Source organism: Bradyrhizobium sp. 87 (assembly GCF_023073015.1).
Taxonomy (GTDB): Bacteria; Pseudomonadota; Alphaproteobacteria; order Rhizobiales; family Xanthobacteraceae; genus Bradyrhizobium; species Bradyrhizobium canariense_D.
In genome coordinates this window covers 1-23,202 of sequence record NZ_JADPIQ010000056.1, presented here as the reverse complement: position 1 = coordinate 23,202, position 23,202 = coordinate 1, and the positions used below count along the sequence as shown (strand labels likewise).

At 58.8% G+C, this 23,202-nt stretch carries 21 protein-coding genes and 1 pseudogene; 12 read left to right on the top strand and 10 right to left on the bottom strand.

The genetic code is table 11. The annotated features are described in order from the left end of the window. The first annotated feature begins 11 nt into the window (after positions 1-11). The gene (locus IVB50_RS14120) at positions 12-530 is read left to right on the top strand and encodes a hypothetical protein (protein WP_018453698.1); all 519 of its coding nucleotides are present in this window, start codon (positions 12-14) and stop codon (positions 528-530) included. A 44-nt stretch (positions 531-574) separates the two neighbouring features. Here the strand turns inward: IVB50_RS14120 and IVB50_RS14115 are convergent, their stop codons facing one another. From IVB50_RS14115 to IVB50_RS14095, 4 genes and pseudogenes are all read right to left on the bottom strand, one after another. Then, entirely contained in the window at positions 575-1,141 is a 567-nt protein-coding gene (locus IVB50_RS14115; RefSeq protein ID WP_247296111.1) for a hypothetical protein, read from the bottom strand. Between the two features lie 22 nt (positions 1,142-1,163). Continuing rightward, the gene (locus IVB50_RS14110) at positions 1,164-2,765 is read right to left on the bottom strand and encodes a hypothetical protein (protein WP_018453700.1); all 1,602 of its coding nucleotides are present in this window, start codon (positions 2,763-2,765) and stop codon (positions 1,164-1,166) included. A gap of 262 nt (positions 2,766-3,027) precedes the next feature. Continuing rightward, positions 3,028-4,562: pseudogene (locus IVB50_RS14105) on the bottom strand (heme peroxidase family protein). A 324-nt stretch (positions 4,563-4,886) separates the two neighbouring features. Next, entirely contained in the window at positions 4,887-5,120 is a 234-nt protein-coding gene (locus IVB50_RS14095; protein ID WP_007596464.1) for a DUF3551 domain-containing protein, read from the bottom strand. Positions 5,121-5,374: 254 nt separating this feature from the next. On the opposite strand from IVB50_RS14095, the gene IVB50_RS14090 reads away from it, so the two are divergent. From IVB50_RS14090 to IVB50_RS14070, 5 genes are all read left to right on the top strand, one after another. Then, entirely contained in the window at positions 5,375-5,713 is a 339-nt protein-coding gene (locus IVB50_RS14090; protein WP_018453701.1) for a hypothetical protein, read from the top strand. Between the two features lie 149 nt (positions 5,714-5,862). Then, complete coding sequence (locus IVB50_RS14085) at positions 5,863-6,378, top strand: hypothetical protein (protein ID WP_018453702.1); 516 nt, start codon at positions 5,863-5,865, stop codon at positions 6,376-6,378. Positions 6,379-6,469: 91 nt separating this feature from the next. Next, the gene (greA, locus tag IVB50_RS14080) at positions 6,470-6,952 is read left to right on the top strand and encodes a transcription elongation factor GreA (RefSeq protein WP_026232577.1); all 483 of its coding nucleotides are present in this window, start codon (positions 6,470-6,472) and stop codon (positions 6,950-6,952) included. 54 nt (positions 6,953-7,006) lie between these two features. Then, positions 7,007-7,684, top strand: coding sequence for a hypothetical protein (locus IVB50_RS14075; RefSeq protein ID WP_247296109.1), 678 nt, complete (start codon positions 7,007-7,009; stop codon positions 7,682-7,684). Positions 7,685-8,212: 528 nt separating this feature from the next. Next, on the top strand, positions 8,213-9,571 hold the full coding sequence (locus IVB50_RS14070; protein WP_247296107.1) for an integrase arm-type DNA-binding domain-containing protein: 1,359 nt from the start codon (positions 8,213-8,215) through the stop codon (positions 9,569-9,571). Here the strand turns inward: IVB50_RS14070 and IVB50_RS14065 are convergent. After that, entirely contained in the window at positions 9,516-9,833 is a 318-nt protein-coding gene (locus IVB50_RS14065) for a hypothetical protein (protein WP_247296105.1), read from the bottom strand. The genes IVB50_RS14070 and IVB50_RS14065 overlap by 56 nt on opposite strands. Positions 9,834-10,660: 827 nt before the next feature. Between IVB50_RS14065 and IVB50_RS14060 the strand changes: the two genes are divergently transcribed. The 4 genes from IVB50_RS14060 (at position 10,661) to IVB50_RS42680 (ending at position 14,525) form a co-directional block, all read left to right on the top strand. Next, positions 10,661-10,972, top strand: a complete 312-nt coding sequence (locus IVB50_RS14060; protein WP_247296103.1) for a helix-turn-helix transcriptional regulator — start codon at positions 10,661-10,663, stop codon at positions 10,970-10,972. Beyond that, a complete protein-coding gene (locus IVB50_RS14055; RefSeq protein WP_247296101.1) occupies positions 10,965-12,209 on the top strand; it encodes a type II toxin-antitoxin system HipA family toxin in 1,245 nt (414 codons plus the stop codon). Before IVB50_RS14060 ends, IVB50_RS14055 begins: the two co-directional genes overlap by 8 nt. A 65-nt stretch (positions 12,210-12,274) precedes the next feature. Continuing rightward, a complete protein-coding gene (locus IVB50_RS14050) occupies positions 12,275-13,558 on the top strand; it encodes an FAD-binding oxidoreductase (RefSeq protein WP_247296099.1) in 1,284 nt (427 codons plus the stop codon). A 439-nt stretch (positions 13,559-13,997) separates the two neighbouring features. Further along, positions 13,998-14,525: a hypothetical protein gene (locus IVB50_RS42680; RefSeq protein WP_345946472.1), complete on the top strand. Its 528-nt coding sequence runs from the start codon at positions 13,998-14,000 to the stop codon at positions 14,523-14,525. Positions 14,526-15,678: 1,153 nt separating this feature from the next. On the opposite strand, the gene IVB50_RS14035 is transcribed toward IVB50_RS42680, so the two are convergent. Then, on the bottom strand, positions 15,679-16,071 hold the full coding sequence (locus IVB50_RS14035) for an avidin/streptavidin family protein (protein ID WP_039798703.1): 393 nt from the start codon (positions 16,069-16,071) through the stop codon (positions 15,679-15,681). A gap of 484 nt (positions 16,072-16,555) precedes the next feature. Between IVB50_RS14035 and IVB50_RS14030 the strand changes: the two genes are divergently transcribed. Further along, positions 16,556-16,789 (top strand): hypothetical protein, encoded by a 234-nt coding sequence (locus IVB50_RS14030; RefSeq protein ID WP_247296097.1) that lies wholly within the window; start codon positions 16,556-16,558, stop codon positions 16,787-16,789. Here IVB50_RS14030 and IVB50_RS14025 read toward each other — a convergent pair. The 4 genes from IVB50_RS14025 to IVB50_RS14010 form a co-directional block, all read right to left on the bottom strand. Further along, positions 16,784-17,182: a hypothetical protein gene (locus IVB50_RS14025; protein ID WP_247296095.1), complete on the bottom strand. Its 399-nt coding sequence runs from the start codon at positions 17,180-17,182 to the stop codon at positions 16,784-16,786. The two genes, IVB50_RS14030 and IVB50_RS14025, sit on opposite strands and share 6 nt — an antisense overlap. Positions 17,183-17,632: 450 nt before the next feature. Beyond that, positions 17,633-18,142, bottom strand: a complete 510-nt coding sequence (locus tag IVB50_RS14020; RefSeq protein ID WP_247296093.1) for a GNAT family N-acetyltransferase — start codon at positions 18,140-18,142, stop codon at positions 17,633-17,635. A 71-nt stretch (positions 18,143-18,213) separates the two neighbouring features. Further along, the gene (locus IVB50_RS14015) at positions 18,214-19,428 is read right to left on the bottom strand and encodes a hypothetical protein (protein WP_247296091.1); all 1,215 of its coding nucleotides are present in this window, start codon (positions 19,426-19,428) and stop codon (positions 18,214-18,216) included. Beyond that, positions 19,425-20,897, bottom strand: a complete 1,473-nt coding sequence (locus tag IVB50_RS14010) for a coproporphyrinogen-III oxidase family protein (protein ID WP_247296089.1) — start codon at positions 20,895-20,897, stop codon at positions 19,425-19,427. Before IVB50_RS14010 ends, IVB50_RS14015 begins: the two co-directional genes overlap by 4 nt. 1,633 nt (positions 20,898-22,530) lie before the next feature. Between IVB50_RS14010 and ybgC the strand changes: the two genes are divergently transcribed. Continuing rightward, positions 22,531-22,974, top strand: coding sequence for a tol-pal system-associated acyl-CoA thioesterase (ybgC, locus tag IVB50_RS14005; protein WP_026232585.1), 444 nt, complete (start codon positions 22,531-22,533; stop codon positions 22,972-22,974). Positions 22,975-23,202: the final 228 nt, after the last annotated feature.

The window sequence follows — 23,202 nt, the reverse complement described above, 5'->3', positions numbered from 1 at the left end:
CCGGGGGCAAGATGCAGACCGAGCTGAACAAGGTGATCGCGGCACTCCGGGACTTCTACGCACACGAAACATTCCTGTTCGAGAAGGACATCGGCGAGCGTGCCATCACGCACCGCTTCGCCGTGCATCTGGAGAAGCAGTTCTGCGGCTGGTCGGTCGATTGCAACTACGACCGGCTAGGCGAGCGTACGCTGCATCTGCCGCACGGCACCATCATCTCGACCGACGATCATCTGGGCAAGTCGATCTACCCTGACGTCGTGGTGCATCAGCGCGAGATCCCGAACAATTTGCTCACCATGGAGATCCGCAAGGCCAGCAATCACACCGCGCTCGACCACGACCAGCACAAGCTGATGGCGTTGACCGATGCGCATGTCTGGTTCGCCTTTTGGATCGGCGTGCTGCTGGTGCTGGACAAGGACAACGTGACGATCTCGGAAGTCTATGTCAGCGGCGTCCTCGATCAGCCGCTGTCGCGCTGGTTCGCCACGCGGCTGGAGGAGGTCGGCCTCGGGATGGCGCGTTAAGGCGTGTGCCGAATTGTCGCCTTTAATTCAGCTATTCCCTTGAGTCATAGCCCAAGCGCGATCTCGGCCCATTTCAGCATGCGGTCGCTATTGAGGAACGCCAGCACCGCCGGCTCGAGCGACGCGGTGGCGCCCGGTGCGAGCAAAGCCGTCGCGGCCACCATGTCGCAGCGTTGATTGAAGGCGAGTGAGAGCGCGGCCTTGGCGTTCCCCTCGACGCGATATGCCCGGCTGCGGCCGCGCATTGGACCGACAAGGATCTCTCGGCCGGCGGCCGTCGGCGTTGCCTTCCCAATCAGCGCCAGGTCGCCCATCTGCTCGAGGTCGCCGTCATCGGCAATGCCGGTGGCGCAATTGCAAAAGCCGAGCTTGGCGCGAACGTAGAGCTGGACTTCGCCGCCGCAATCCGCGGCCTTGCAGCGGAACGCTTTTCCTTTCCCCCAGGGATCCGCACCGAAAGGCCAGTCGATTTCCGTCCACACTGGGCGAACCTCGCCGGAGGTCGCTGTTGCGCGTGCCGGTTCACCGGATCGCAATATCCAGAGCGCTGTGGCTGAGCAGAACAGTGCGATGGCTGCGCTGGTTGCAACGAGCTTGCTTGTCAGGCGCATGGAAGTTGCCGCGACATCTTTGCTAATTCTGAGCCATCAACTTTCGTGCGGCCGCGAGGTCCTCTCGCGATGAGTCGCCATTTCTCGCGGTTTCGACGACTTTCGCGTAGTACTGGCGGGCCTTCACAGGATCCCCCGCTTTCTCGGCCGCGTGAGCGGCGCCGATCGTCGCGCCAAATCGGTTCGGCTCCTTGCGCATGGTGCTTTCGAACGCGACCAATGCCTCCGTCGCCATGCCGCGTTCGAGCAGCATGGTCCCGTAAAGCTCGCGTGCGGGGGCAAGTGGACCCGGCGTCACGATGGATTTTTCGGTCTTGTCTTCGGCATCGGCGGCAAGGCGCATCGCTTCCAACGCATCCGCCTGCTTCCCCAGGGCGTTGAGCTGCCAGGCTGTAGCGACCTGCCGCTGAATGTCCACGATTTCGGCCCAATAGGCGTCCTTGTCCTGCTGCAGCTTGTCCCGCAACTCCGCCAGCTTGGCGATGTCCGCCGTTGCCGCGTCTGCATTGCCGGAGCGCGCGGCGCCAAGGGCGCGGGCGAAATAGGTGATCGCATCGACATAGGCAAACCGGCTCGGCTCGACCTTCAGCGCGGCGGCGCCCTGCCAATCACCGCGCTCGACCATATAGCGCGCTTGGCTGGCTGCTATCGCGTAGGGACCGGCGCGGACAGCCGGCACATAGCCAGTGGTCGCAATCATGTCCGCGATGACCTCGCTGGCTCGGCTGTCCTGCGCAAGCTGGAGCAGCGCGTAGACCATATAATCGTCGGCATGCAGCTGCTCGCTGGGGTCTTTGCCCTCCTTGGCAGCCTTCGCGGAACGGCTATTGGCGTCGATGGATTCGTTCCAGTAGCCGACGCGCGTGAAGATGTGCGACGGCATATGCAAGGCGTGCGGTGCCGCCGGCGCGATCTCGGAATAACGCTTAGCAGCGTCGAGTCCTTGCTCTGCGATCGCCGGATAGTCATAGAGATGGATCAGGTAATGTGCGACGCCGGGATGCCGCGGCTGGCGCTTGAAGATCGGCTCCAGGATAGCGGCGCCCTTGAGCTGGTTGGCATAGGACTTGTCGTTTGGTGACGCCGTGACGTTCAGCGTAATGGCGTAGGCGATCTGCGCCTCGTCATCATCGGGATAGCGCGCGGCGACGGCTTCGGTTGCCCTGAGATAGGCCTGCGCACGCTGTCCAAACGTCGTCTTTTCGTCGCCCGAATAGAAGGCCAGCAGCGCATCGATATAGTCGCGTTCGCGTTCGCTCTTGGCGCCGAGTGCCTTCGCCTTCTGCAGCGCGGCGAGCCCTCCGGTGAGGTTTTCCTTCGGCGCGGCAAAATGCGGATTGTACAGCAGGCTCAGCGCAATGCCCCAATAGGCGATCGCGCATTCCGGATCGGCCTGCAGCGTCTCCTCGAAAATTTCCTTTGCGGGCCGGTACCAGAACGAGTGCTGATAACGCATCCCGCGATCAAAGCGGCGCTGCGCCACCTCGTTGCAGGAAGTCTGGAAGTGCACCTTGCCAAATTGCTCATCGGCCCCGTCTTCCGCGCGTGCGGCGGGCGTGCCGGAAATCGAGCCTAAGGTAGCGAGGGCGAGAAGAGAGACGGTTCTCAAGGCGAGCGCGCGCATCGGCCCCTCCGTTTCTGTTCAGAATAAATCTGGTCAGATGGCGCCGATAAAACCGAGGGCGCCGAAGTTCGTACTGCTGAGATCGGCAATGGCAATTGCGTTGTTGAAGGATTTCTCCATTCGCGATGCGAGTCAACAGGAAGCGGACGGATTTGCGTTAGGGAAGCACGCCTGCCAGGATCCATCCGCCCGCGCGTCGAGGCGAGTGGGTCACAAGGCCGCTCGCACGACGAGCGGCCTTGCATCATCGACCGTCATCCCCTCAATGCAGCGGATCGCCCTGGCCGAGCGCGTAGGCGACGAGGTCCTTCAGCGCGAAGCTGGAGCCGGTCACCGGCGTCCATTGCGGGTCGAGCGACAGCACGGAGGAATTATCTCCGAACATCATGCCGAGGAAGACTTCGGCGACGATGCGACCGCCCACCGGTCCGAGCTGCGGTGTCTTGACCGTGGCGGGCCCACCAGTCGCGGAGATTGGCACGTCGGTCATGTTTTGCCGCGCCTCGGCCAGGATGTAAGCCCACAGCGGACAGTTGCCGGCGAACGCGCCGTTCGCGATGCTCGCGATCTTGACTTGCGGATCGCCCGTCCCGGGCTCGTCGACGGCCTTGCCGATGATGATCTCGTCGTCGCTCAGCGGCGTCAGGTTCATCGCCCTGGCGACGGCCTGGCCCGACGGCAGTCCGAGCCGCCAGCTGCGCTCGAGATTGCGCAGCGCCAGCGACGCCGGATTGGACGCGACTTCCGGCGGCAGCTTGCGCAGCGGGTCCACCAGCGAGGCATCGATGCGATAGGCAAACTGCAGCCGCCTCTTGTTGTCGGGATTGGTGTCGACGTCCTCGACCCCGTAGGGGCGCGTGTCGAGATCGATGAAGCGGCCCCAGTCCATGGCGCGTCCCGGTCCCATGGCGCGGAAGCCGGTCAGTGCGTTGTGGTCGGGATTGTTGGGATCGGGGAAGATCTGCAGCAGCATGTTGGCCGCGTCGTTCAGCCGGTATCCAGGGCGGATCATGGAGTGCCCGAGCCGGTAGGCCGCGACCGAGAACTCGACCGGCATGAACGGATAGGTCTTCCAATGGTAGTAAGCGAGCTTGCTGCGATCGTAGTGACCCGCGGTCTTCAGCTGGTCCAGCACGCTGGCGTGGACGATGCGCGGCAGGAAGTCGTTCAGCACCACATACTGATAGTGGAATCGAACGCGCTGCTGCACGTCTTCGAACGACAGGCTGTCATTGTCGTCGACCATGCGGTTGTGAAAGCGCAGCATCAAGGCCTGGAATTGCGAGACGATGCTGTTCTCGTCGTTGCGGGGTCGCCGATCAGCGCGCGGCCCTTGAAGCGCGGCAAATCGACCGCATCGGGCACGCCCGCGCCGGTGACCTTTTCGCCGAGGCGGAACTTGATGCCGTCATACATGTAGGGCTGGTCGTTCGGACCGCGGCCGTAGACATTGTCCATGTCGAGCGACGGCGTGCGGAAATCGACGAGACCGTCGGGGTCCTGCTGCTTGGTCAGCGAGCTGACCGGATCGAAGGTGATGTCGTGGTCGATGAACTGGCCGAAATAAGTGTAGAGCGAGGGAATGCCGCTCTCTTCCGCGTCCGGTCCGTCCTTCGGCCCGTCGAAGCCGGCGACCATCTTGTCGGCGAGCGCCGACAGGTTTGCGATCGTGTTGGAATCGTTCGGGCCGAATTTGGCCGGTGCGAGCTTGCGGAACATGCGGCCGAAGCGGCCTTGCGAAAGCGGCGAACGCGTTGCGTTCAGACCGCGCGGAACAATTGCGTGGCGGCTGCTCATTGAAACACCTTCCTGAAAAGTCGAATGGAAAGATCGGGCTAAGGTTTCTCGCGCTGGAGTTTGCAGCCTAGGCGCGATCACGCCTGCCACGAGCGAGATGGATCACAATTGCCCGGTATCGAAATTTTCGGAAGGTGCGCCTTGGCCCGCAAGCCACGGCTGCGCATCGTGAATTTCTCGGTGCTGATGACGGATAACATTCTCGTCATCGACGGACGCAAGCGGCTTCGCACAGTTTCAATTCGCCGGCACGTCGGCGAAGCGGGTCGTCTTCACGCAAAAATTGTGGCGGCGCGCGCGTCATACGCGCACGCCGCCAATTCGTCAGTAGTCGCGCTGCTGCGAGAACGCGTAGCGCGGGTTGATGCCGCAATAGGACGACGTGCCGGAGGCGGTAGCGAGGCACTGCTGATAGCTGGCGAACTGGCAATTGCCGGGATAGCCCCACGAGCGGCCCTGGATGCAATATCGATCGTTCGCAGGATGTGCCTGGGCTGCCGGGGATGCTACGGCGAGCAGGGCCGCGAGCGATGCGAGAGTGAGGATCGTGCGACGCATGTCAGTCTCCTTCGAGAGCGAGTGGGTGGGAATGTCAGCGAGCCTGGCTCGTCTGTTGCGCAGTCATGCCTGTATTGGTGTCGCCAGAATGCTTTGCGTTCGCGACAAGGCGCATCATGACGCAGCCTGCTGCCGGCAATGTGATCTCGGCCACAGTTCACCATGGGGTTCGAGCCCATCGTGAACGGACTTGCACGCGTCGATCCCGCAGAAATACGCTTGCCTTATTCGGATCAGGTATTTTGGAGGTTCTAATGCAGAAATCATACTTGCTGGCTGCGACAGCAGCGCTGGCGCTTCTCATGCAGACACCGCTCGCGTTGGCGCAGGGCGCACCAGCCGCCGCCGGAACCGCGGCGCCTGCGGCGACAACCGCCGCGCCGGCAGCGACGCCGGCAGCGCCGGGCGCAACCAACGACACCTCCAGCCAGCCGACCGACTCCAAGAAGAGTGCGTCGAAGAAGCCGGCGAAGAAGAAGATGACGCGGCAGCAGGAGATCGATCACTCGGTCGACAGCGGCACGGTGCCCGCGCGCTACCGCAGCTCGGTGCCGAAGCAATACCAACAATACATTCCGTTCGATAAGCAGTGACGGATCGCACGGCAGCGCGGCGTGATCGGGCATCGCCCCGCCAATGCCATCACGTGAAATAGGATCTTGGCCGGACGGAATCCGGCCATACATCCCCAGTGGCGGTCCGCGCGAGCGGTGCTAGAGTAGGTCGAAGCCTGGGGGGAGTAATGAGTGACGACGTGAAGGATGCTGGCCTCGTGGCCATGATCAGCAGCATCCTGGGAGGCAACAGGCGCGCCGCAGAAAGCATTGCGCCGCCGCCGCTCATCGAGGTTCCGCCGCCGACCGCGCCGACGAACGGATTTGAGCTGGTCGAGCCGCCCGCCGCCGATACGCCGCCGGCCAACCTCGAGGGCAAGCCCGAAACAAATTCCGAGAACGCGCCCGATGCGGCGCTGGCCCCCGCGAAGCCAGTCGAGCCGCCAGCGAAGATCGCCACGACACCTGATGGCAAGCAGTTGCTGCCTGCTGAAGCGATCGCCGATCTCGTCCTGGGTGAGTTGCGCAAGCTCGAGAATTTTCCGGCGACCGGCGCCTCCGTCACGGTCTACGGCTACAGGCACTGGAACGCGATGATCACCTTCGCGCCGTTCTCGACCACGTTCCGGGATGCCACGCGGTTCCGGCAGGCCATGCCGGACATCGTTTTCAAGCTGCGCCGTTTCGTCGTACTTGAGATATGATCCGGGATGATCGCCAGCTTCTGCCCGCCGCGATTGCTTGCGGCGCGAAGGCGCGGGCCGTGAGCCCGAACAGTTCGACAGGATTTTCGACTTGAGCGTTGCCTTTACCAAGGAAGAGAGCGCGGAAACCGCCGCCGAGACGCTGTTGCCGGATCGGCCGATCTCGCCGCATCCAAACCTCGTGACGGAAGCAGGCTTGCAGGCATTGCAAAAGCAGCTTCAGGACGCGCGCGAGGCCTATGAAGCCGCGCAAGCCATCGAGGACGTCAACGAAAAGCGCCGGCAGTCGGCGGTGCCCTTGCGTGACGCCCGCTATCTCACCGAACGGCTGCGCACGGCGCAGGTCATTCCCGCCCCGGCCTCGACCGATGTCGTCGCCTTCGGCAGCACGGTGACCTTCAGCCGCGCCGATGGCCGCGTGCAAACCTATCGCATCGTCGGCGAGGACGAAGCCGATCCCAAGGCCGGCACGATCTCATTCGTGGCACCGGTGGCGAAGTCGTTGATGGGGAAGGCGGTCGGGGATGTCGTGGGGTCCGGTGCGCAGGAGATCGAGATTTTGTCGATTGGGTAGGGGGCGTTTATCGATGGTTTCCGCTGTGTCCGCGCAACAAGGCGCGATAGCTGGATGAGGCGGTTTCTATCGGGAGCATTGCCGTTTTACGCGCTGGCCGGGTTGGCCATGTGCATGTACCTCGTCCTGTACAGGACAAACCTCTTCGACCTGAACGCCATCGTCCAGGATGCGACCGGTTCGGCGTGGTTTCCGGCTTTCATATTCGTCTGCGTGCTGCTGGAGGCGGTCTTCCCGTATTTTGGCTATTTCCCCGGAACCGCTCTCATCTTGATGTCCGTGGCGCTCAATCCGAAGCCCGCGGACGTCTCCGTTTTCATCGTGGCATGGCTGGCCATCATCCTGGGCGCCGTCCTGAGTTACGGACAGGCTCGTTTTTTCAGACCGCTGTTGCAGCGAGTTGCCTCAAAGGCGGCACTGAACCGGTGTGAGTCCCTCCTCGACGCCTACGGTCCTTACGCGCGCATTGCGCTGTTCGTTCATCCTAACGCCTGCGCGATGTATTTCACGGCACTCGGACTCCTCGGCCGCAAGCTGACGCGCGAGCTCGCCTATCTCGGCGTGGGTGCAGCAGCCTCCGTGGGCATTCTGTTCGTCGTGGTGACCAGACTTGTGTCGTCCGTAGGCACCACGGACGATGGAGAATTGCAGCTGCTGCTGGCCGCAGCGCTGGTTATTATCGGCACCCTGGTCGGTTTGTACGCAGCCTGGCGACCGGCGCGGGTTGCGTGAAGCTTGATGCGATCGCGCTTCAGGTCCCCGCGATGATGCCATCATGCCGGTGTTTTGCCCGACGAGTCAAATTCTATTTCGGAAAAGTCGCAATCCCGTAACTCATTGATCCGACTGAGGTCGGCTACTGTGCATGGGGTTGTTTTCGCTGTTTTTGATTTGGACGGGTGAAGACAGCCGCCGAGCGTCGGTTATCTTCCGCAGCAAATTATGGTTCAGGAAGGTGAATGGTGGGCGCACAAGGGATCGAACCTTGGACCTCTCCCGTGTGAACCACAACTGGTGGACTGTAGCCAACCTAATCCAGCCATAGTTTTATTGCAAAAGTCCTTGTAAGGTAAGGACTTGTGGCCATATTGGACCATCCGTGGCCTCGGTTGGCCTTACCACATGTTGTATGTCCCTGCTGTGCCCTTCGGAGGATTTCCCGTAGGGCACATTAACTGACGCGAAGGCAATGGCTTGTGGTCCATTTCTTCTAGGATCGCCGCGACCCGTCTCAGGGCGCAAGGAGCGAGAGCACAAACGATGGAAAAGAGTAAAGAATCTCTCAGAGCTGAAGGAACGACGAACTACCTGAGACTCACTGACGCGGCCATCCGTGCGGCGACGCTGCCGCCGGGCAAATCGCAGCACTATCTGCACGACACAGAGCAGCCGGGGCTCGCGATCAGGATGCGCGCGACGGGTGGCAGGACCTGGGTCTTCATGTTCACAAAGCCTGGGACGAAAGGCACCCAACGCAAGACGCTGGGTGCATGGCCCAAATTCAATGAGAAGGCCGCGCGCAGGGCCGCCGCCGTCGTCGCTGGGGAGGTGGTCATTGGGATCGATCCCAATGAGGGCAAGCGCGAGGCGAAGCGGCAAGCGCTGGCCGAGCGGCAGTGCACGACACTGGCGACCTTGATCGTTGAAGATGGCCCCTACGAAATGTCCCTGACCGGGCGCCAGGTCGTCAACTGGAAACCGGCTATGTCGGCACTCCGACGCGGTCTGAAAGATCATTTCGACCTCGCCATCGCCGAGCTCACGCGACGGCAAATCATGGCGGCGGTGGACAGGATCGGCAAGACCGGCAAGCGCGGCGCAGCAAAGGACTTGCGCAAGCACACGCACACGTTCCTCGAATGGTGCGTCGGCGAAGGCTACGTCGAGCACAACGTGCTCGCCGGCTATCGCGTGCCCAAGGAGACGCGCGCGCAGCGGGTCGGGCGCCGAACGAAGGGCCGGGCGCTGCCCGACGAGGAGATCATCAAAGTCTGGCACGCATCCGGCAAGCTTGGGACGTTTGGGCTATTGACACGAATGTGCCTACTTGGCGGCCCGCGCCGCAGCGAGCCAGCCATGATCGAGTGGCAAAATCACGTCATGGATGACCGCATCACTTTCGAGGCAGCATGGACCAAGATGGGCGTTTACCACGACGTGCCGCGTACCCACCTCGTTGACGAGGTGCTTACGGCCGCAAAACATTTCCAGCGTGCGACGTCGGACTATGTCTTCCCGTCACCGAAGACCGGCGGCCAGATGTCGGGCTTCACAAACTTGGTCGACCGCCTGGTCAAGGAAGCGGGTGTCGCCAAGTTCACAATGCATGACTTAAGGCGCAGCTTGCGAACCATCATGTCACGCTGCGGCTATGACAACGAAATCCAGCGGTTGTGTGTCGGGCAAAAGCCGCGCGGGATCGATCAGGTCTACAATCACGACGAACAGTGGATCATCCGCAAGATGGCGTTCGAAGCTGCTCATGACTACATCGCGGAGTTGGTCGGCGCTAAACGGGGAGGCAAGGTCGTGCGCCTGCAGCGGACGAATCCGCTCGATCCCATCAAGGCCGAATTGCTTGGCCGTCTTCGCGAGCATTATGCGGCTGCGACGACTTAGTTGTCTCATCCCGTCCGGCCAGATAGTCGCGCACCGCATCAACTCGGTAAAGCGGGCGGCCATCGACGTAGCGCCATTTCAGCGGGTGGTTCGGATTGCGCCGCCATAGCTCCAGGGCTCCAGGCGTGCGCCGGATCACGGCGGCCGTTTCTAATGCCGTTAAGTTTGAGCTGCCCGGCAGCGAATCGATATCGAACGTCGCGGGCGGCGGCATGCCGCGATTCTTCCGAGGTCGCTTCATGGTGCGGAGCGTCTCCTTCAAGTGGCCCATCGTCAACTCTCACGATTGAAGCGAGCGAGGCTCTGTATTCGCCTGGTCGCTTCTTGGGCGGGGACGTCAAGAGAATCAACGCAGTCGTCGAACTTTCCCTGTCGAGTGCCGCCGATTTGACCATCATGCTCCGGTTGATGTTGCATAGGAACACGTTAATTGCGCGTCGTAGGATTGGATATCAACGCGAATAGAAGAAAAGTTGCTGGTACTAGCCGAGACCACTCCGCTCGCATTGCGGCCCTGCGAGTGGCCACGTCAGCGGCCCGGTCACGCCCGCAGGCTATTGGCCGTCATGGGAAGCATGTCGAAGAATGAAAAACGAATTGATAGGTAGTTCGACGCTTCGTAGCTACATCGAGGCGGGCCGGCGGACATCGGAATTGATTTGGCAATCTTGCTTGGCGCCAAAGGCGCCTCACGGAAACGACTCGGCACGACGCCACTAAGACGGCGCGTCATGGAAGAACTTCGATGATCCATCTACCGACCGCTTTCAACTGGCGTTCCATAAAAGCGACGCACCGCGTTCCAGGATCGGGTTCGTTCGCTGGCGGCCATTCCTATGCGCCCAATGCACGCGAGCGCCATGGGAATCTGTGTCAACCTGGCGATAAGATCTGGCTCCTTCATCGCGTCGGGCGCATTAGCCCCAAGGGCCATTCTGGCAGCAGAGTCAACAGTTCAGACGACATTGCCGCTGGAACAAGATATGTTTAAGGATCATTATCGATAAGAAGATCTGTTCACGATTCGCTTGACTGCGATGTGCGCTCTGTTTACATATCATTTCGGTGCTAATGATCCGAGAACATATCATGCCTTCGGCTCCAAACCCGCTGCTCGAGGAACTTGGCCTGCATTTTCGCAGAGCGCGAAGGGCTGCTGGCCTCTCCCAGGAGCAAGTCGCCCTCCGGGCGAACATTAGCAGGCCCCGCTATCGCGACATTGAAACGGGTGCCGCTGCAGCGCGCGCAACGACACTCGTCAACGTTGCTCGCGCCCTTGGCATGGAAATGATGCTGATTCCGCAAGCGATGGTACCGGCTATTCAATCAATGCTGCAGCCAGCTACGGGCGATGATGACCATCCTGCGTTCACGTCAGATGTTGAGGAGGAGCATGAATAAGCCTGTCCTCGCGGCTGAACGTATCCAATCGCTCGACATCTCATTAAACGATCTTGCCGTCGGCACGCTCGTGCGAACGCCGGGCGACTACAGCGCATTCAATCTCTTGCCGGCGTATCGGAGCTTGAACGATCCTCCGATCTTCAGCCTGTCGCTTCGCTCGGCGGATGGCAGCCTCCGCCGGGATCCCAAACCCATACGCGGCGCGCTGCCGCCGTTCTTCGCGAACTTGCTGCCCGAAGAGAAACTGCGCGAAGCAATGGAAAAGCACCACGCAGCGTCAGTAAGACCTGGAAACGACTTCGATCTCTTGGCAGCACTGGGGACAAATCTACCGGGAGCGGTACGAGCGTTGCCGAGCGACGGCGTTCCCGTTCCGGCCGGGCCAGAATCAGAAGGCAAGAAGAAGGCGCGCTTTTCGCTCGCCGGTGTCCAGATGAAGCTCTCCGTCATAAAAAATACCGGAAAAGAAGGGGGGATCACGCTCGCCGTCGACGATGAGCAAGGGCAGTACATCGCGAAATTTCCCTCCCTCACCCACATTGGGCTTTCGGAAAACGAATTCGCGATCCTAGCCTTAGCGGAAGCGCTAGGGATGGAAGTGCCTGCACGTGAGCTCGTCGAAAAGACGGATTTCGCCGGCATTCCGGAAGAGTTTAACACCATGTCCACGGGCAAAGTGCTTCTTGTCCGTCGCTTCGATCGCGGTGCCGATGCAGCGCGCGTGCATATGGAGGACTTTGCACAGGTCTTCGGCCGCTATCCGTCCGAGAAATATACCGGTGCGGCGTATCACAATATCGCGGCCGCGCTGAACAGCGGTATCTCGTTCGATTCGGCGATCGAATTTGTCCGTCGTCTTGCGCTCACCGCGATCACGGGCAATGGCGACATGCATCTCAAGAATTGGTCGTTACTGTATCCTGGAGACGGACGGAGGCCTACGTTGGCGCCAATCTACGACGTGCTCTCAACAATTTCGTATATCCCGAAAGATAGTCTAGCATTGAGCCTTGCGGGCGAAAAGTCATTTAAGGCCCTGACTCCAGAGCGCTGGCGCAATTTCGCGAACCGCAGCCGTCTTCCAGAGGGGGCAGTGGTGACGGCTGTAGCTGAGACCGCGGCGGCCGTGCGCGACAGGTGGTCAGTTCTTCCAGAACGCGACGTCGTGCCTGGGCAGGTTCTCGAACGGATCGATGCACATATCGACGAAATGGTACCCATCCTTGACCCTTAGGCGCGGCACTGATTGCAGCACGACCTGGGCTGATCAAGAACCAAGAATAGTATGAGGATTGCTGGATGCGAAACAATTCAGCATCACATGGATTGTGGGCTCTCACCGCGCCACCGGCGCCAGACACTGTTTCCCTCGCCAGTGACACCGCAGCGGATGTGATCGTGATTGGCGCTGGATATACCGGGCTGTCGTCTGCACTTCATCTCGCCGAAGGAGGGGCGCGCGTCGCGCTGTTGGAGGCGTCCGAAATTGGGTTCGGCGGTTCGGGCCGGAACGTCGGTCTGGTTAACGCGGGCATGTGGGTGATGCCTGACACCCTTCCGGATAAGCTCGGCGTCCCGTTCGGCGAACGGTTGATTGAACAACTCGGCCGTGGACCGCAAAAGGTGTTCGACCTCATCCAAAAGCATGGCATCGAATGTGAAGTGGAACGTGCCGGTACCCTGCATTGTGCCGTCGGACGTAAGGGCTTGCAAGAGATCGAGGCCCGCGCCGAACAGTGGCAGAAGCGTGGCGCCCCTGTCGTAGTGCTAAATGCAGATGAGACACGCAGGAAAGTCGGCGGTGGCGAATACAGCGGGGCGCTGCTCGATAAGCGCGCCGGGACGATACAGCCGCTGGCCTATGTGCACGGTCTAGCGAGAGCCGCGCTTGCAGCGGGGGCTAGGATATTCACACAGAGCGAGGCTGTTACTGCGCAACACAACGGCCTGCGCTGGAGGATTAGCACAGAAAGCGGATCGGTAGATGCGGAATGGGTGATCGTTGCGACGGATGCCTATGCTAAAGGACTTTGGTCGCAGGTACGGCAGGAGCAGATCCATCTGCCCTACTTCAACTTTGCTACAGGTTCTCTGCCGGATGGTCTGAGGAAGTCGATCCTGCCTGAACGGCAGGGAGCGTGGGACACTCGAGAGGTCCTCTCTTCATTTCGCTTGGATCGCTCCGGGCGCCTCGTGTTTGGCAGTGTTGGTGCCCTTGAGGGTATTGGCGCATCCGTTCACCGGGCATGGGCTCAGAGATCGTTGCGCAAGCTGTTTCCGGGACTTCAGCATGTCGAGTTTGAAACCGGCTGGTTCGGAATGATTGGAATGACCTCGAACAACCTGCCGCGCTTTCACGAGCTCGACCGCAACGTCGTTGCTTTCAGCGGTTACAACGGTCGCGGCATCGCACCTGGCACAGTCTTTGGCAGTGTGTTGGCTTCGTACGTTCTGGGTCAGATCGCGGAGAACGATCTTCCGCTGCCGGTCACTGCCGTTGAACGGCGACGCTTTCGTGCCGCGCGGGAAGCCTTCTACATCGCGGGGTCCCAACTTGTTCACCTAATGGATACCCGGTTCTGATTACTCAAACGAGTTCGCCAAGTATGGGACTGTCATCGGCATGCTCATGACTCAACTTCGCGCTCCGACGGCCATTGACCTCGATCTGTTGCTACGAGGCGAGAGATTTTGTGTTCTGTACGTTCAGTCGAGCTTCACACGGAATTTAAACGCTGGCGACGGCCTCTCTTTGGCGGCGGTATAGACCGTGCTGTCATCGAGCGACGGGTGCTAAACTCGTCCGAACTTCGAATGAAAACGAGGAAATCATGTCGCGTTATTTCTCCGCCCAGAGGTAGATGCCGGCCTCGACTATCCCAGGTTGATCGATGCCTTAAGCGAAGCCGTCCGGCGCGGCGGAGAAGCGATGCCAGTGCGGCAGAGCTATAATGTTGGTACCGCTGCAAGCCCAGGTCGTCTCCTGACAATGCCGGCTTGAGAGCGGGGCAAGGCACTCGGCGTGAAGCTGGTGACCGTGTTTCCGAAGAGCGGGGCATGCGGTCTCCCTGCCTTTCCTCGCTTTACATGCTGTTCGACGGCAACCGGCCGGCCGCGCGCAATGATCGATGGCGAAACACTCACTAATCGGCGTACAGCCGCCGCCTCCGCGCTCGCATCACGACATCTCTCACGCCCCGACAGCCGCACGCTGCTGCTGATTGTAACCGCCCTGCTCGCCTCCTATTTGGCCGTTGCCCATCGCGCAGTTAGGCCGATTGAAGCCGTGCTGGTCTGGGGATGCAATGCGCAACGTGTCCAAGCTCTCGCGGACACGCTTGAGCATCAGGGTCTCAAGGCGAAACCGGCTGCTGATCTGACGGACGCTCTCTCGGTGGCGGACATCGTTAGCTGCGCCACCACGTCACGTGAGCCGCTGATCGTAGGCCAGCACCTCAGGCCAGGAACACATCTCGATCTCGTCGGCGCATTCACGCCAGAAATGCGTGGACCGACGACGATGCTGTTTGCCGCAGCCGCGTGTTCGTAGATACTATGCGGGTGCCCCCAAAGAAGCCGGTGATCTGCTCCAGCCGATTGCGGGTGGCCGGTGGGACGCCTCAATGATTTGTGGGGGATCTTCATGAGTTAACCAATGGTTTGAAGTCTGGCCGCCTTTCGCAGCAAGAGATCACTCTCTTCAAGTCTGTTCGGGCCGCAATCGAAGATCTTGCGGCTGCGAATCTTCTTACATGAGAAATAATGGTTTTGAAAAAACACGAGATCGCGTATTAACACTGATGTGCGCCTTCATGCGAGGTTGCCGACTCTGAAGTGTTTCGCCGAAGTCAGATCGAGGCATGTAAGCGCGAAGAATGCTGACGCCCTAGGCGAATCACTGTTGACGCATCATGTAGCTGATAGCGCGAATCATCCTGTACGCAGATTTTCTGCCGATACCTCGCCTGAGCTGCCAGTCTTGATCTCGAACCTGATCAAGGCCCCCTCTGCAAGACGGTATAGCCGGCCTTCTCGACCGCCCTATGTGCACGAAAACGTCGGCTCCGCCATCATCCAGCTTGATAAATCCATAGCCTGGGTCGCGTTTAACCACTTTACGATGCCAGTCGTCACTAAGTATCTCCAATTCCAAATGACGGGATCTACCTAATGGCTAGAGAGGGATCAAGTCCGTACTCGTTGCCAACGTGCGATCTTGTCGCCGCGCAACATGAACCGGCAATAGCAAGCAGCTTCGCGGAACGGTTAGACTGAGCGCGCCCTTGGCTACTTCCGGCGGCGAAGCCTGCGAATCGCGCTGTGTGAGAATTCTGGGTATCGAGAGCTGAAAATTCACGTCGTCAACCAAACTCAGGCAACGCGACCGCCGCAGATATTAGCGGCATCTGCCGGAGCCCGCGCTCGGCTTCAAAACAAGGACCTGAAAAGTAACGGTAGTGCACGGATCTGCCCGCGATTCGGACGCAAATTCAGAATGTCCTTTCGGATTTCGGGAGAGGCCCTTTGATGTTTTTTCTTTCCGGGCCGTTCGGCACGACTTGCCGGCTGTCCAGCATCGAAGCTGATCCTGGACAGGCCAGTGCTCCACGAAGGCGAGCCCACATTTCCCGAAGAGACGCAGCCAAAAACTCGCGAGAGTGAGTTTCCAATCTAAGGTCACGACAGAGCAAGAAGATTGAAAACTACCATACGCGCGTGAATGTATCGGCACCCTTCAACTTGCCGGGCTTGCCGTTCTTGTCAACGTAGAACAGCGTCCATGAGGTCGGCATTTGAGACCCGTTGAGCTTTCCAACCCACCGGGTGAAGGAATTGCACTGGGCAAAGGTAACAACAAAATACAAGCCAGCAGGGCTAACGGCTCCCGATGCAGGATATGGAATGCCCTGGCACGCAAACCCTTGAGCATGGTTTGTGAAAGTCCCTTGTATTGCCCCGCTATTGGCGGACCAAACAAAAAGTTCTGAACCTCGTTCATTCTTCCAGTACGAGGGGGCAGGAAGCCCCTGTGCGATGGCCTCGGCGGAAAGGAAGAAGGAATGGGCGAGCAGCAAGAGTCCCAGAAGTCTCTTCATATTGAAGCCCCAAAAGAGGTCACTTAAAGGTCGCAACGTGGATCATCTAGCGTGATACAACTTGAGGTCATATTCACTGCCATTATCTCGCGTTCGGCATAGGAATGCGGCGCATATACTCGAAATCGCGCTGGATCGCGGCGTAGCCGACCCTGTCGAGCCCTCGGCGCTTCTCATCCTCGAATCGGTTCGCCTGGGCGGCCGAGCGCCGAACCGGTGCTCGGTTATTTTGATGTGCCACGCCTGTGGTCGTCGGAGGAGATGCGGAGAGTAGAGGTCATTGTCCACGAGCTGTATCGGATCGGGCAATCCGCGCCAGGACTCCGACGCGATCGAATGAGCTGCGCCGGGCAATGGGGAACCCACGGCCGTCGACAGCGCGGGCGCACCGAGGCCGATCGAGCAGAAAGACGGCGCCTAACAAGGACAAACGCTGCTAATCGCCATGGTTGCAATGGCAAAGTTCCCATTGACTGGGGGCAACATGGTTAAGGCATTTCGCAATACGGTCATGGCACTTACTTTTATGGGAGTTGCCGGCTGCAACATGTTTTGGAATTTCATGAATGACTATATGGTCTGCGGCCTTGCGCTGGCGGCTTCAGTGACAGCAGGCTTTTGCGTTGAGCGCATCTTCATCGAGCGGTCCCGTCGGGAGATGATCCGCCTCTACGGCGCGGACTGGCATTCGGCGGAGAACCGACAGCTCGACTCATGAACGTAACCCGTCGCCCGCCGTCATTTTCATCATCCAATTGTTCGCATTCGACCCGAGGAGCCTGGCCCGATCGAGCCTGGCCCGATGATTAAACCGGTCCATCCATTCCGGTTCGCTCGCATCGAGCGCCTGCGAGAGCTGCTTGAACGAGACTACCGAATAGTAGTTGACCCGAATACGGGCGTGAGCACCACGAAGCTGGTGAGACACGATCCGCAGCTGCTTGATGCAGTTTTGGTACTCGATCGTGATCCAGAAGGGTGCGAGCTGGGTCCTTGGTCGAGAGCCTGCGAGCGCTACGGCACGCAACCGGTCGATACGCCCGAGTAGCATCACGATCTGGAAGGGCCACCACCACAAGCTGGTAGGGGGCGATTGGACGCGCCCGTGCATCCACCACCCGCATCGCCAAGAGCGGACTTTTGGATTCCATACGCAACAGAATGTTGCGGTTGAATCGAGGTGGATTTGTATGCCGGCTGGCAAGGCTCACGTCGCGAGCCCACGACACTCCAGAGCGTCTTCGCCTATCCGCCGCTGGCGCACCGTATCAGCTCTCGTTTTGAATGCAACGCTGGCTCGGCCAGACGTGAGTTTGTGCGTGCGTTCGAGGCCTATCGGTCGCGAAACCTTCACGTCCTTGTCAGCTACAGTGACACGATTCATTCCGATCGCAGATCTCGCGAAGCTCAATGAGAAAGTCCTCGCGGATGATACGGTTGTATCTGAGCGCATTCCACGTCATTCCCAAGGAGCGAGATTGGGCATTTCGGCTAGTCAGGGGGCAAGTGATTGAATTTGTGCTCGTTGCGCGTCCGTAGAGCTTCACTGGATTGTCCGGTCTCACAACCTCATTTGCTCAGCGGGGGTCATTCCTGGCCAAATGAGCCGCTTCTCGTAGAAGATCACTGCATATCCGTGCAACATCCCTTCCCTGCGGCGAACATAGCCAGCGCTCTCATAAAGTCTTTGGGCCCCTACTTGGATCGTTGTTGTATCGAGCATTATCCACTTGAAACCGAGAGCAACAGCTCGCGACTCCAATTCACGAAGAACCCTCCTTCCAAACCCTCGTCGCTGAAAGACGGGGTCGACCCGCATACGTTTTAGTTCTGCGACATCATCATGAAAAGGTTTCAGCCCACCCATGGCAGCGAACCGGGGACCAATATGCGCAACTACGAAGTCACCGCCCGAGGCGATGTATACTTCCCCGATATTGCGTAAATCATCCTCCCAAGCCCCTTCCGGGCCACACACACCAACATCCTGCGATGCGCTTCTGTGCAGATGCCATGCATCATCGCTATCCCCGGACTCGAACCGACGAAGGATCAGTTCGTCTTGAGACATCGACTATTACCTCTCGACCGGTGGCGGACGCCTGCGCCTTTGTTTTTAGCCACGCAGAGACCACCGTCGGCTTACGGGCGCGCCTCTGTCAACAGCCTCTGAGAAAGGACAGCCTCAACACTTTCCGATACCTCAACTCCGACAACTGGACGACCCGGCTCAACCGTATATTTTAAGGCCGTACTACGATGCATCCGGGTAAACCGATCCAGTGCACAAACACAGGACGTGCGCAGCGTTCCGATTTCGCCGCCGTGATGCTCCACGACTGGCGAAATGGTCGCAACCCTGGGAAAGTCCGCTTTCCCCTTTAGCCAACCTGGCTTGAGCGGTGCACTCCCTTTACCTGACGACAGCCAGCGGAATACCTCGTGAATGCATCTCTGCGGATAATATTCGGACAGCCGGTACAGATCCCTATAAAATTGCGGTTTCTGGTGGAAGAGTTCTTCACCGACCAGTAGCACCGAGACCGCCACGATACGGGCCGAGAAGCGGCCGCTTGGACCAAGCGTATTCTTATAAGGATTCTTTCCGTAAAACACACGAAATTGGCCAAATAAGTCCGGCGACATATGTTCATAAAAGCGCGTCAGAACATTGTTTGCTGACTCAAGGCGCTCCAGGCATGTCGCAAGACATTGCCCCGCATCCACGTCGGCCACATCACGCAACTTGAGCAGAGCGTCCATTGCTGACTGCAATTCGCTCTCGATGATCTGGTGGCCCAAGCAAAAATCTCGCTCCTCGACGCCGGCCGCGCCGAGGCAGTATACGCGTGGATCGTTCTGCAGCGGATTCGTAAGGATCATATCTTCATAGGAGAGGACCTCAATGCCAGGCCGCCGTTGACAAGTCGAGCGCGCAAGGCGGATCAGTACCTCTCCCACCGTCAGCTCGGCGTCCACGGGATGAAGGCCGGCAAACGCAGACATCTGATAAGCACAATTTACGAGATATTGGATGTCTGTCTTAGCGATCTCGAAGTCCGACTGCGGCAGACTTAGCAGCTGCGCTTCATAGTCCGCCTCCGCAATCATCGCGTTGATATTACGCCCAAGAGCCTTAACCGCTTCATCTGGTCGTTCACTGCATTTGATCTCCGCAATGCAGTGCGGCAGTTGATCGGCGACAAAATTGCTGACAAGCCCAAGCGGGCGTTCTCGCTGCCGGCGATCAATGCTATCGGACAGATGCGAAAATATCTCCTCCGCCTGGCAGGGCGAGCCTTGCGGGGTGGAAACGGAAAAAGGAGCGACCATAAATGAGCGCGCACGCGACTTCATCGAAACGCAACTTGCATTTCGGCACTTGACCCGTATCGTGCGGCCGGTGAGTAATCGTGCTTTTCGAGCAGATCAGTTCGTTTGTCTCTTATCCTACTGTCGTTGTACGCGACCCGCTCGAGTATATTGTTCGAGAAAAATAGGAGCGATACGGCGCCCGAATTGATAGTGCCGGCGGCAGTTAGCGAAAGCAGGCCGTTTGAAATGCAGATGAGTCCTGCCGCGTTCAAGAGTTCAAGCTCGCGGCCAAAGCATTTCTCGATCGACACCCCAAACTCCCGCTCGAAGCGGGAGAGCAACACCCCACTGCTTCGCAGGGCAAACATTACCGTTCTGCGCATGAGATCATCTTGCGACAGGACAACACCCTTCCACACAGGCTTCTCGCCCGCCTCAACCCTATATAGGTAGCGATCTAAATCTGCCTCGTTATAGAACTGGCACTGGCTCATGTAACCAAACCCGGCAACCCCAAACGGGACCAGATTATTGTCGTTCCAGGAATCGTATTTGCGGCTCTGCTGAATTGAGTGCGGCTGCGACTGCTTACTCCAATAGAAAATCGGCCCATGGCGATAGCCGAGTTTCGTGAGGATGTGCTCGGCCATAAAATGCATGATAATGCGCTCCTTAGCCCCGGCAAATTGATATCGTCCGCTAGCCAAATGGCGGGCTACGGGGTCTGTAGATTTAAACATCAATGGGAATACATTGAACTTCTCTATTCCCATATCCAGTAAGCCGATAAGTGAGTCGTACCAGCTCCGGAGCGTTTGCTGCGGCAACCCATACATGAGATCAAGCGACAGATTCTGAACGCCCATCTCATTCAGTAACTTTACGAGTTGTACTACCTCGTCCACGTGGTGCCCGCGGTTCAATATGCGTAAAATGCTCGGATCTAGACTCTGAACGCCCAATACGAAGCGGTTTACGCCGGCTCTAAGCAGTGTGGATATGCGATCTGCAGCGTCCACTTGCTTTGCAAGAGAGGGATGCAATTCGAAACTCACTTCCGACTTAGACAAGTCAAAGCGCCGGCTAATCATGCCAAATAGCGTTTCGAGTTGACGGTTGGTTAAGAACGAGGGAGTGCCGCCTCCAAAAAAAGCAGTCTCAACAGCTCTGCCACCCAGCGCTGCGTCCGACCAACTCATCTCTTTATCTAAAGCCGCCAGATAGCGCTCCACTCGCCCGGAAGATGGATTGATTTCCTTGGCGAAGTGGCAAAAGGTACAATACTGATCACAGAAGGGGATGTGAAAATAGAGATCAATTGACGACGAAACCTGAAGCAACAACTTTTCGGCATTCAGGTCGCCCATTGCCTTGAGAGGCGGATATGTGCCGACAAGATAATCGTTGTGCATGTCAAGGTGCAAATTCCGTGACCTCAACATGTCAAGGTTGATGTCGTACGAGCGGTCGATCGCGAATTCCAAGGCCTCGGAATAGGACGGCGCACGCATTTTTTTAAACTCCTCTAGCTTTCTTGTGAAGGCAAGGCCCGATGGCAGCTTCGTTGCTCGTGTCACATCGCGCTCTTAAGCTCGGGCTCGATACTGAAGTCGTGCAATTCGATCAGACGCGGATTTGTCGGCTCCTACTCGACGCAACCACCGTAGAGCAGACCGAGTGTCGCCATCCGCTCGGGGACACGCGGGATGATTATGGTTCGGCGAGGAAGACAGATGCCGTGGCCGAATGTCCTTCGGGCGTTGCGAAACGGCACCGAGAAAGACTTCAGGGGCTGAGGAGTGCGAATACTGCTGGAGAAAATGGTGCTCCACCTTCGAGTGTGACCCGCGCCGGGTCGGGCGCCGAGCTCGATCTGCTCCAGGGTGCCATTGAACAACTTCTGTCCGCTCCCCTCTTCGACAGGAAGCGGCCATTGCTCGAGACCAAGCTTGATTTGGTTTCCTCCCGGTCCGACGCCAACATTCGCATGCCGCTGCATGCATTCGACACAGAGCCGCCCAAACGTGTCACACTGGTTCGGATTTGCTCGGGAGTAAGCGCGCTCAATGCTAGTCGTGTCTGGTGGTCTTGAGAGTTACCCGACGCGAAGAACGACAGCGGCACCCGCGAGGGACGCGGCAAAGCTTTAGGCGGGACCGCACTCAATAGCGCAGGTCCAAGGCATTGAGTCGAGCAAGTTTCATTTGAACTCCTGGGCCGGCGAATGCGAGATCGTCATGGTCGTGCGGATCCATTTACGGTGTCCCAGCAATACACGTGCCACCAAAGACATTTGCGAGCCTGGCTTGAAGAGGGCAAAACCATGTGCTTCGTGTCCACCGACGGAATACTCGCGCCTCAGTGTCTGGTCCCGGACATTAACGTCTTCAGCCGGACACGGCTGAACACGACAACGCGGAATGTTGAATGACGTTGGCGGCCTCTCATGCCGAACTCGAGCATCTGCTCCAACGGCCACCTTACGACCGAATCGCCCGGCTCATGAAGGCAGCGTCCCGGCACGTGACGGATATGCAAATGAACTCGTCGCTTTCTTGCGGCGCGGTGGCCACGGAGCGACTTCGATCTATTGGCAGCGCTCGGCGCGGACTTGCCAGGCGCGGTGCGTGTCGTACCGAGCGACGAGCTCGGGCGCAGAGCATCGGCGCGGCCGACTCTTCGGTCAAGGTACCGTGGATCATTCTGCCCGGTTTCATCGATCTCCATGACCATCTCACCTGGAATATCCAGCCGCGATGGCTGACCGGCCGGAGTTTAACAATTGCTAAGAATGTTAGGATTCGCGGAATAGGACTGCTTGCTGAACAATCCGCACTGCCGGGGCAATCCCGACTTTGGCCTGCGAAGCGGAGATGTACGCGGAGATCAAGGCGCTTGCCAGTGGGGCGACCTCGGTCCTCGGGGATTGCTGAGCAGCGATAAGAGCTCTGCAAACCATCCGTGCGTGCGGGACTTGCCCGAGCTCTGGATAGGGGGTGCCGGCTTCTCGCAAAGCAACCGGTCTCCGACCGGCCTTGCGCCGGGCAGCCTCAACCTGCACGCACCAAACCCATTGGCACTTGCTGCGGAACGCGCCTCTGTGCAAGACAATTCGTCCCAGAACGGCAGTAAGGAAACCGCACTGTGACAGCTTCTCTTGATGGCGAAATTCGCGACGGCGGCCATCATATGCAGGTCCGCGTCTATTTCGAAGATACTGACTCCGGTCAGATTGTTTATCACGCAAATTTTTTGCGCTTCATGGAACGCGGTAGAACGAACTACTTGCGCCTGCTCGGAACCACTCAGCAAGCGCTACTCAGAGAAGCCAAGAAAGATGCGCCCGGCTTTGCCTTCGTTGTCCGCTCCATGACGATCGATTTTCTAAAACCGGCGGTCTTGGATGACCTGCTTGACGTCGTCACAGTCCCGCAAGAGGTGAGGGGAGCGTCGATTGCGTTGCTGCAGGAATGCAGGCGCGGAGACGATCTCCTAGTCACGGCGCGTGTACGCGTGGCGTTTATTTCAGCCGGAAAGGCGCAGCGCATCCCGAAGTCGCTGCGGCTCGCTATGGAAGGGCTTCGATAGATCTGCCGCTTAGTTCAAGCTTTTGCCTTCCAGCGCCCCACTGAAATCAAGTCATTAAGCTTCTGTTGCGACCTAGTCAAACCAGTGTTCGGGGTAATCGGCATCCAATCGGCCGAACGCCGATTGACACCTATGCTTGAGGTCGGCCTGGTCGCCGCGTTTCGACTTGTAGACGTACAGTGCACGATCGATACCTTCCAGTCGCTGCGCAACTTGTCGACAAGTTCG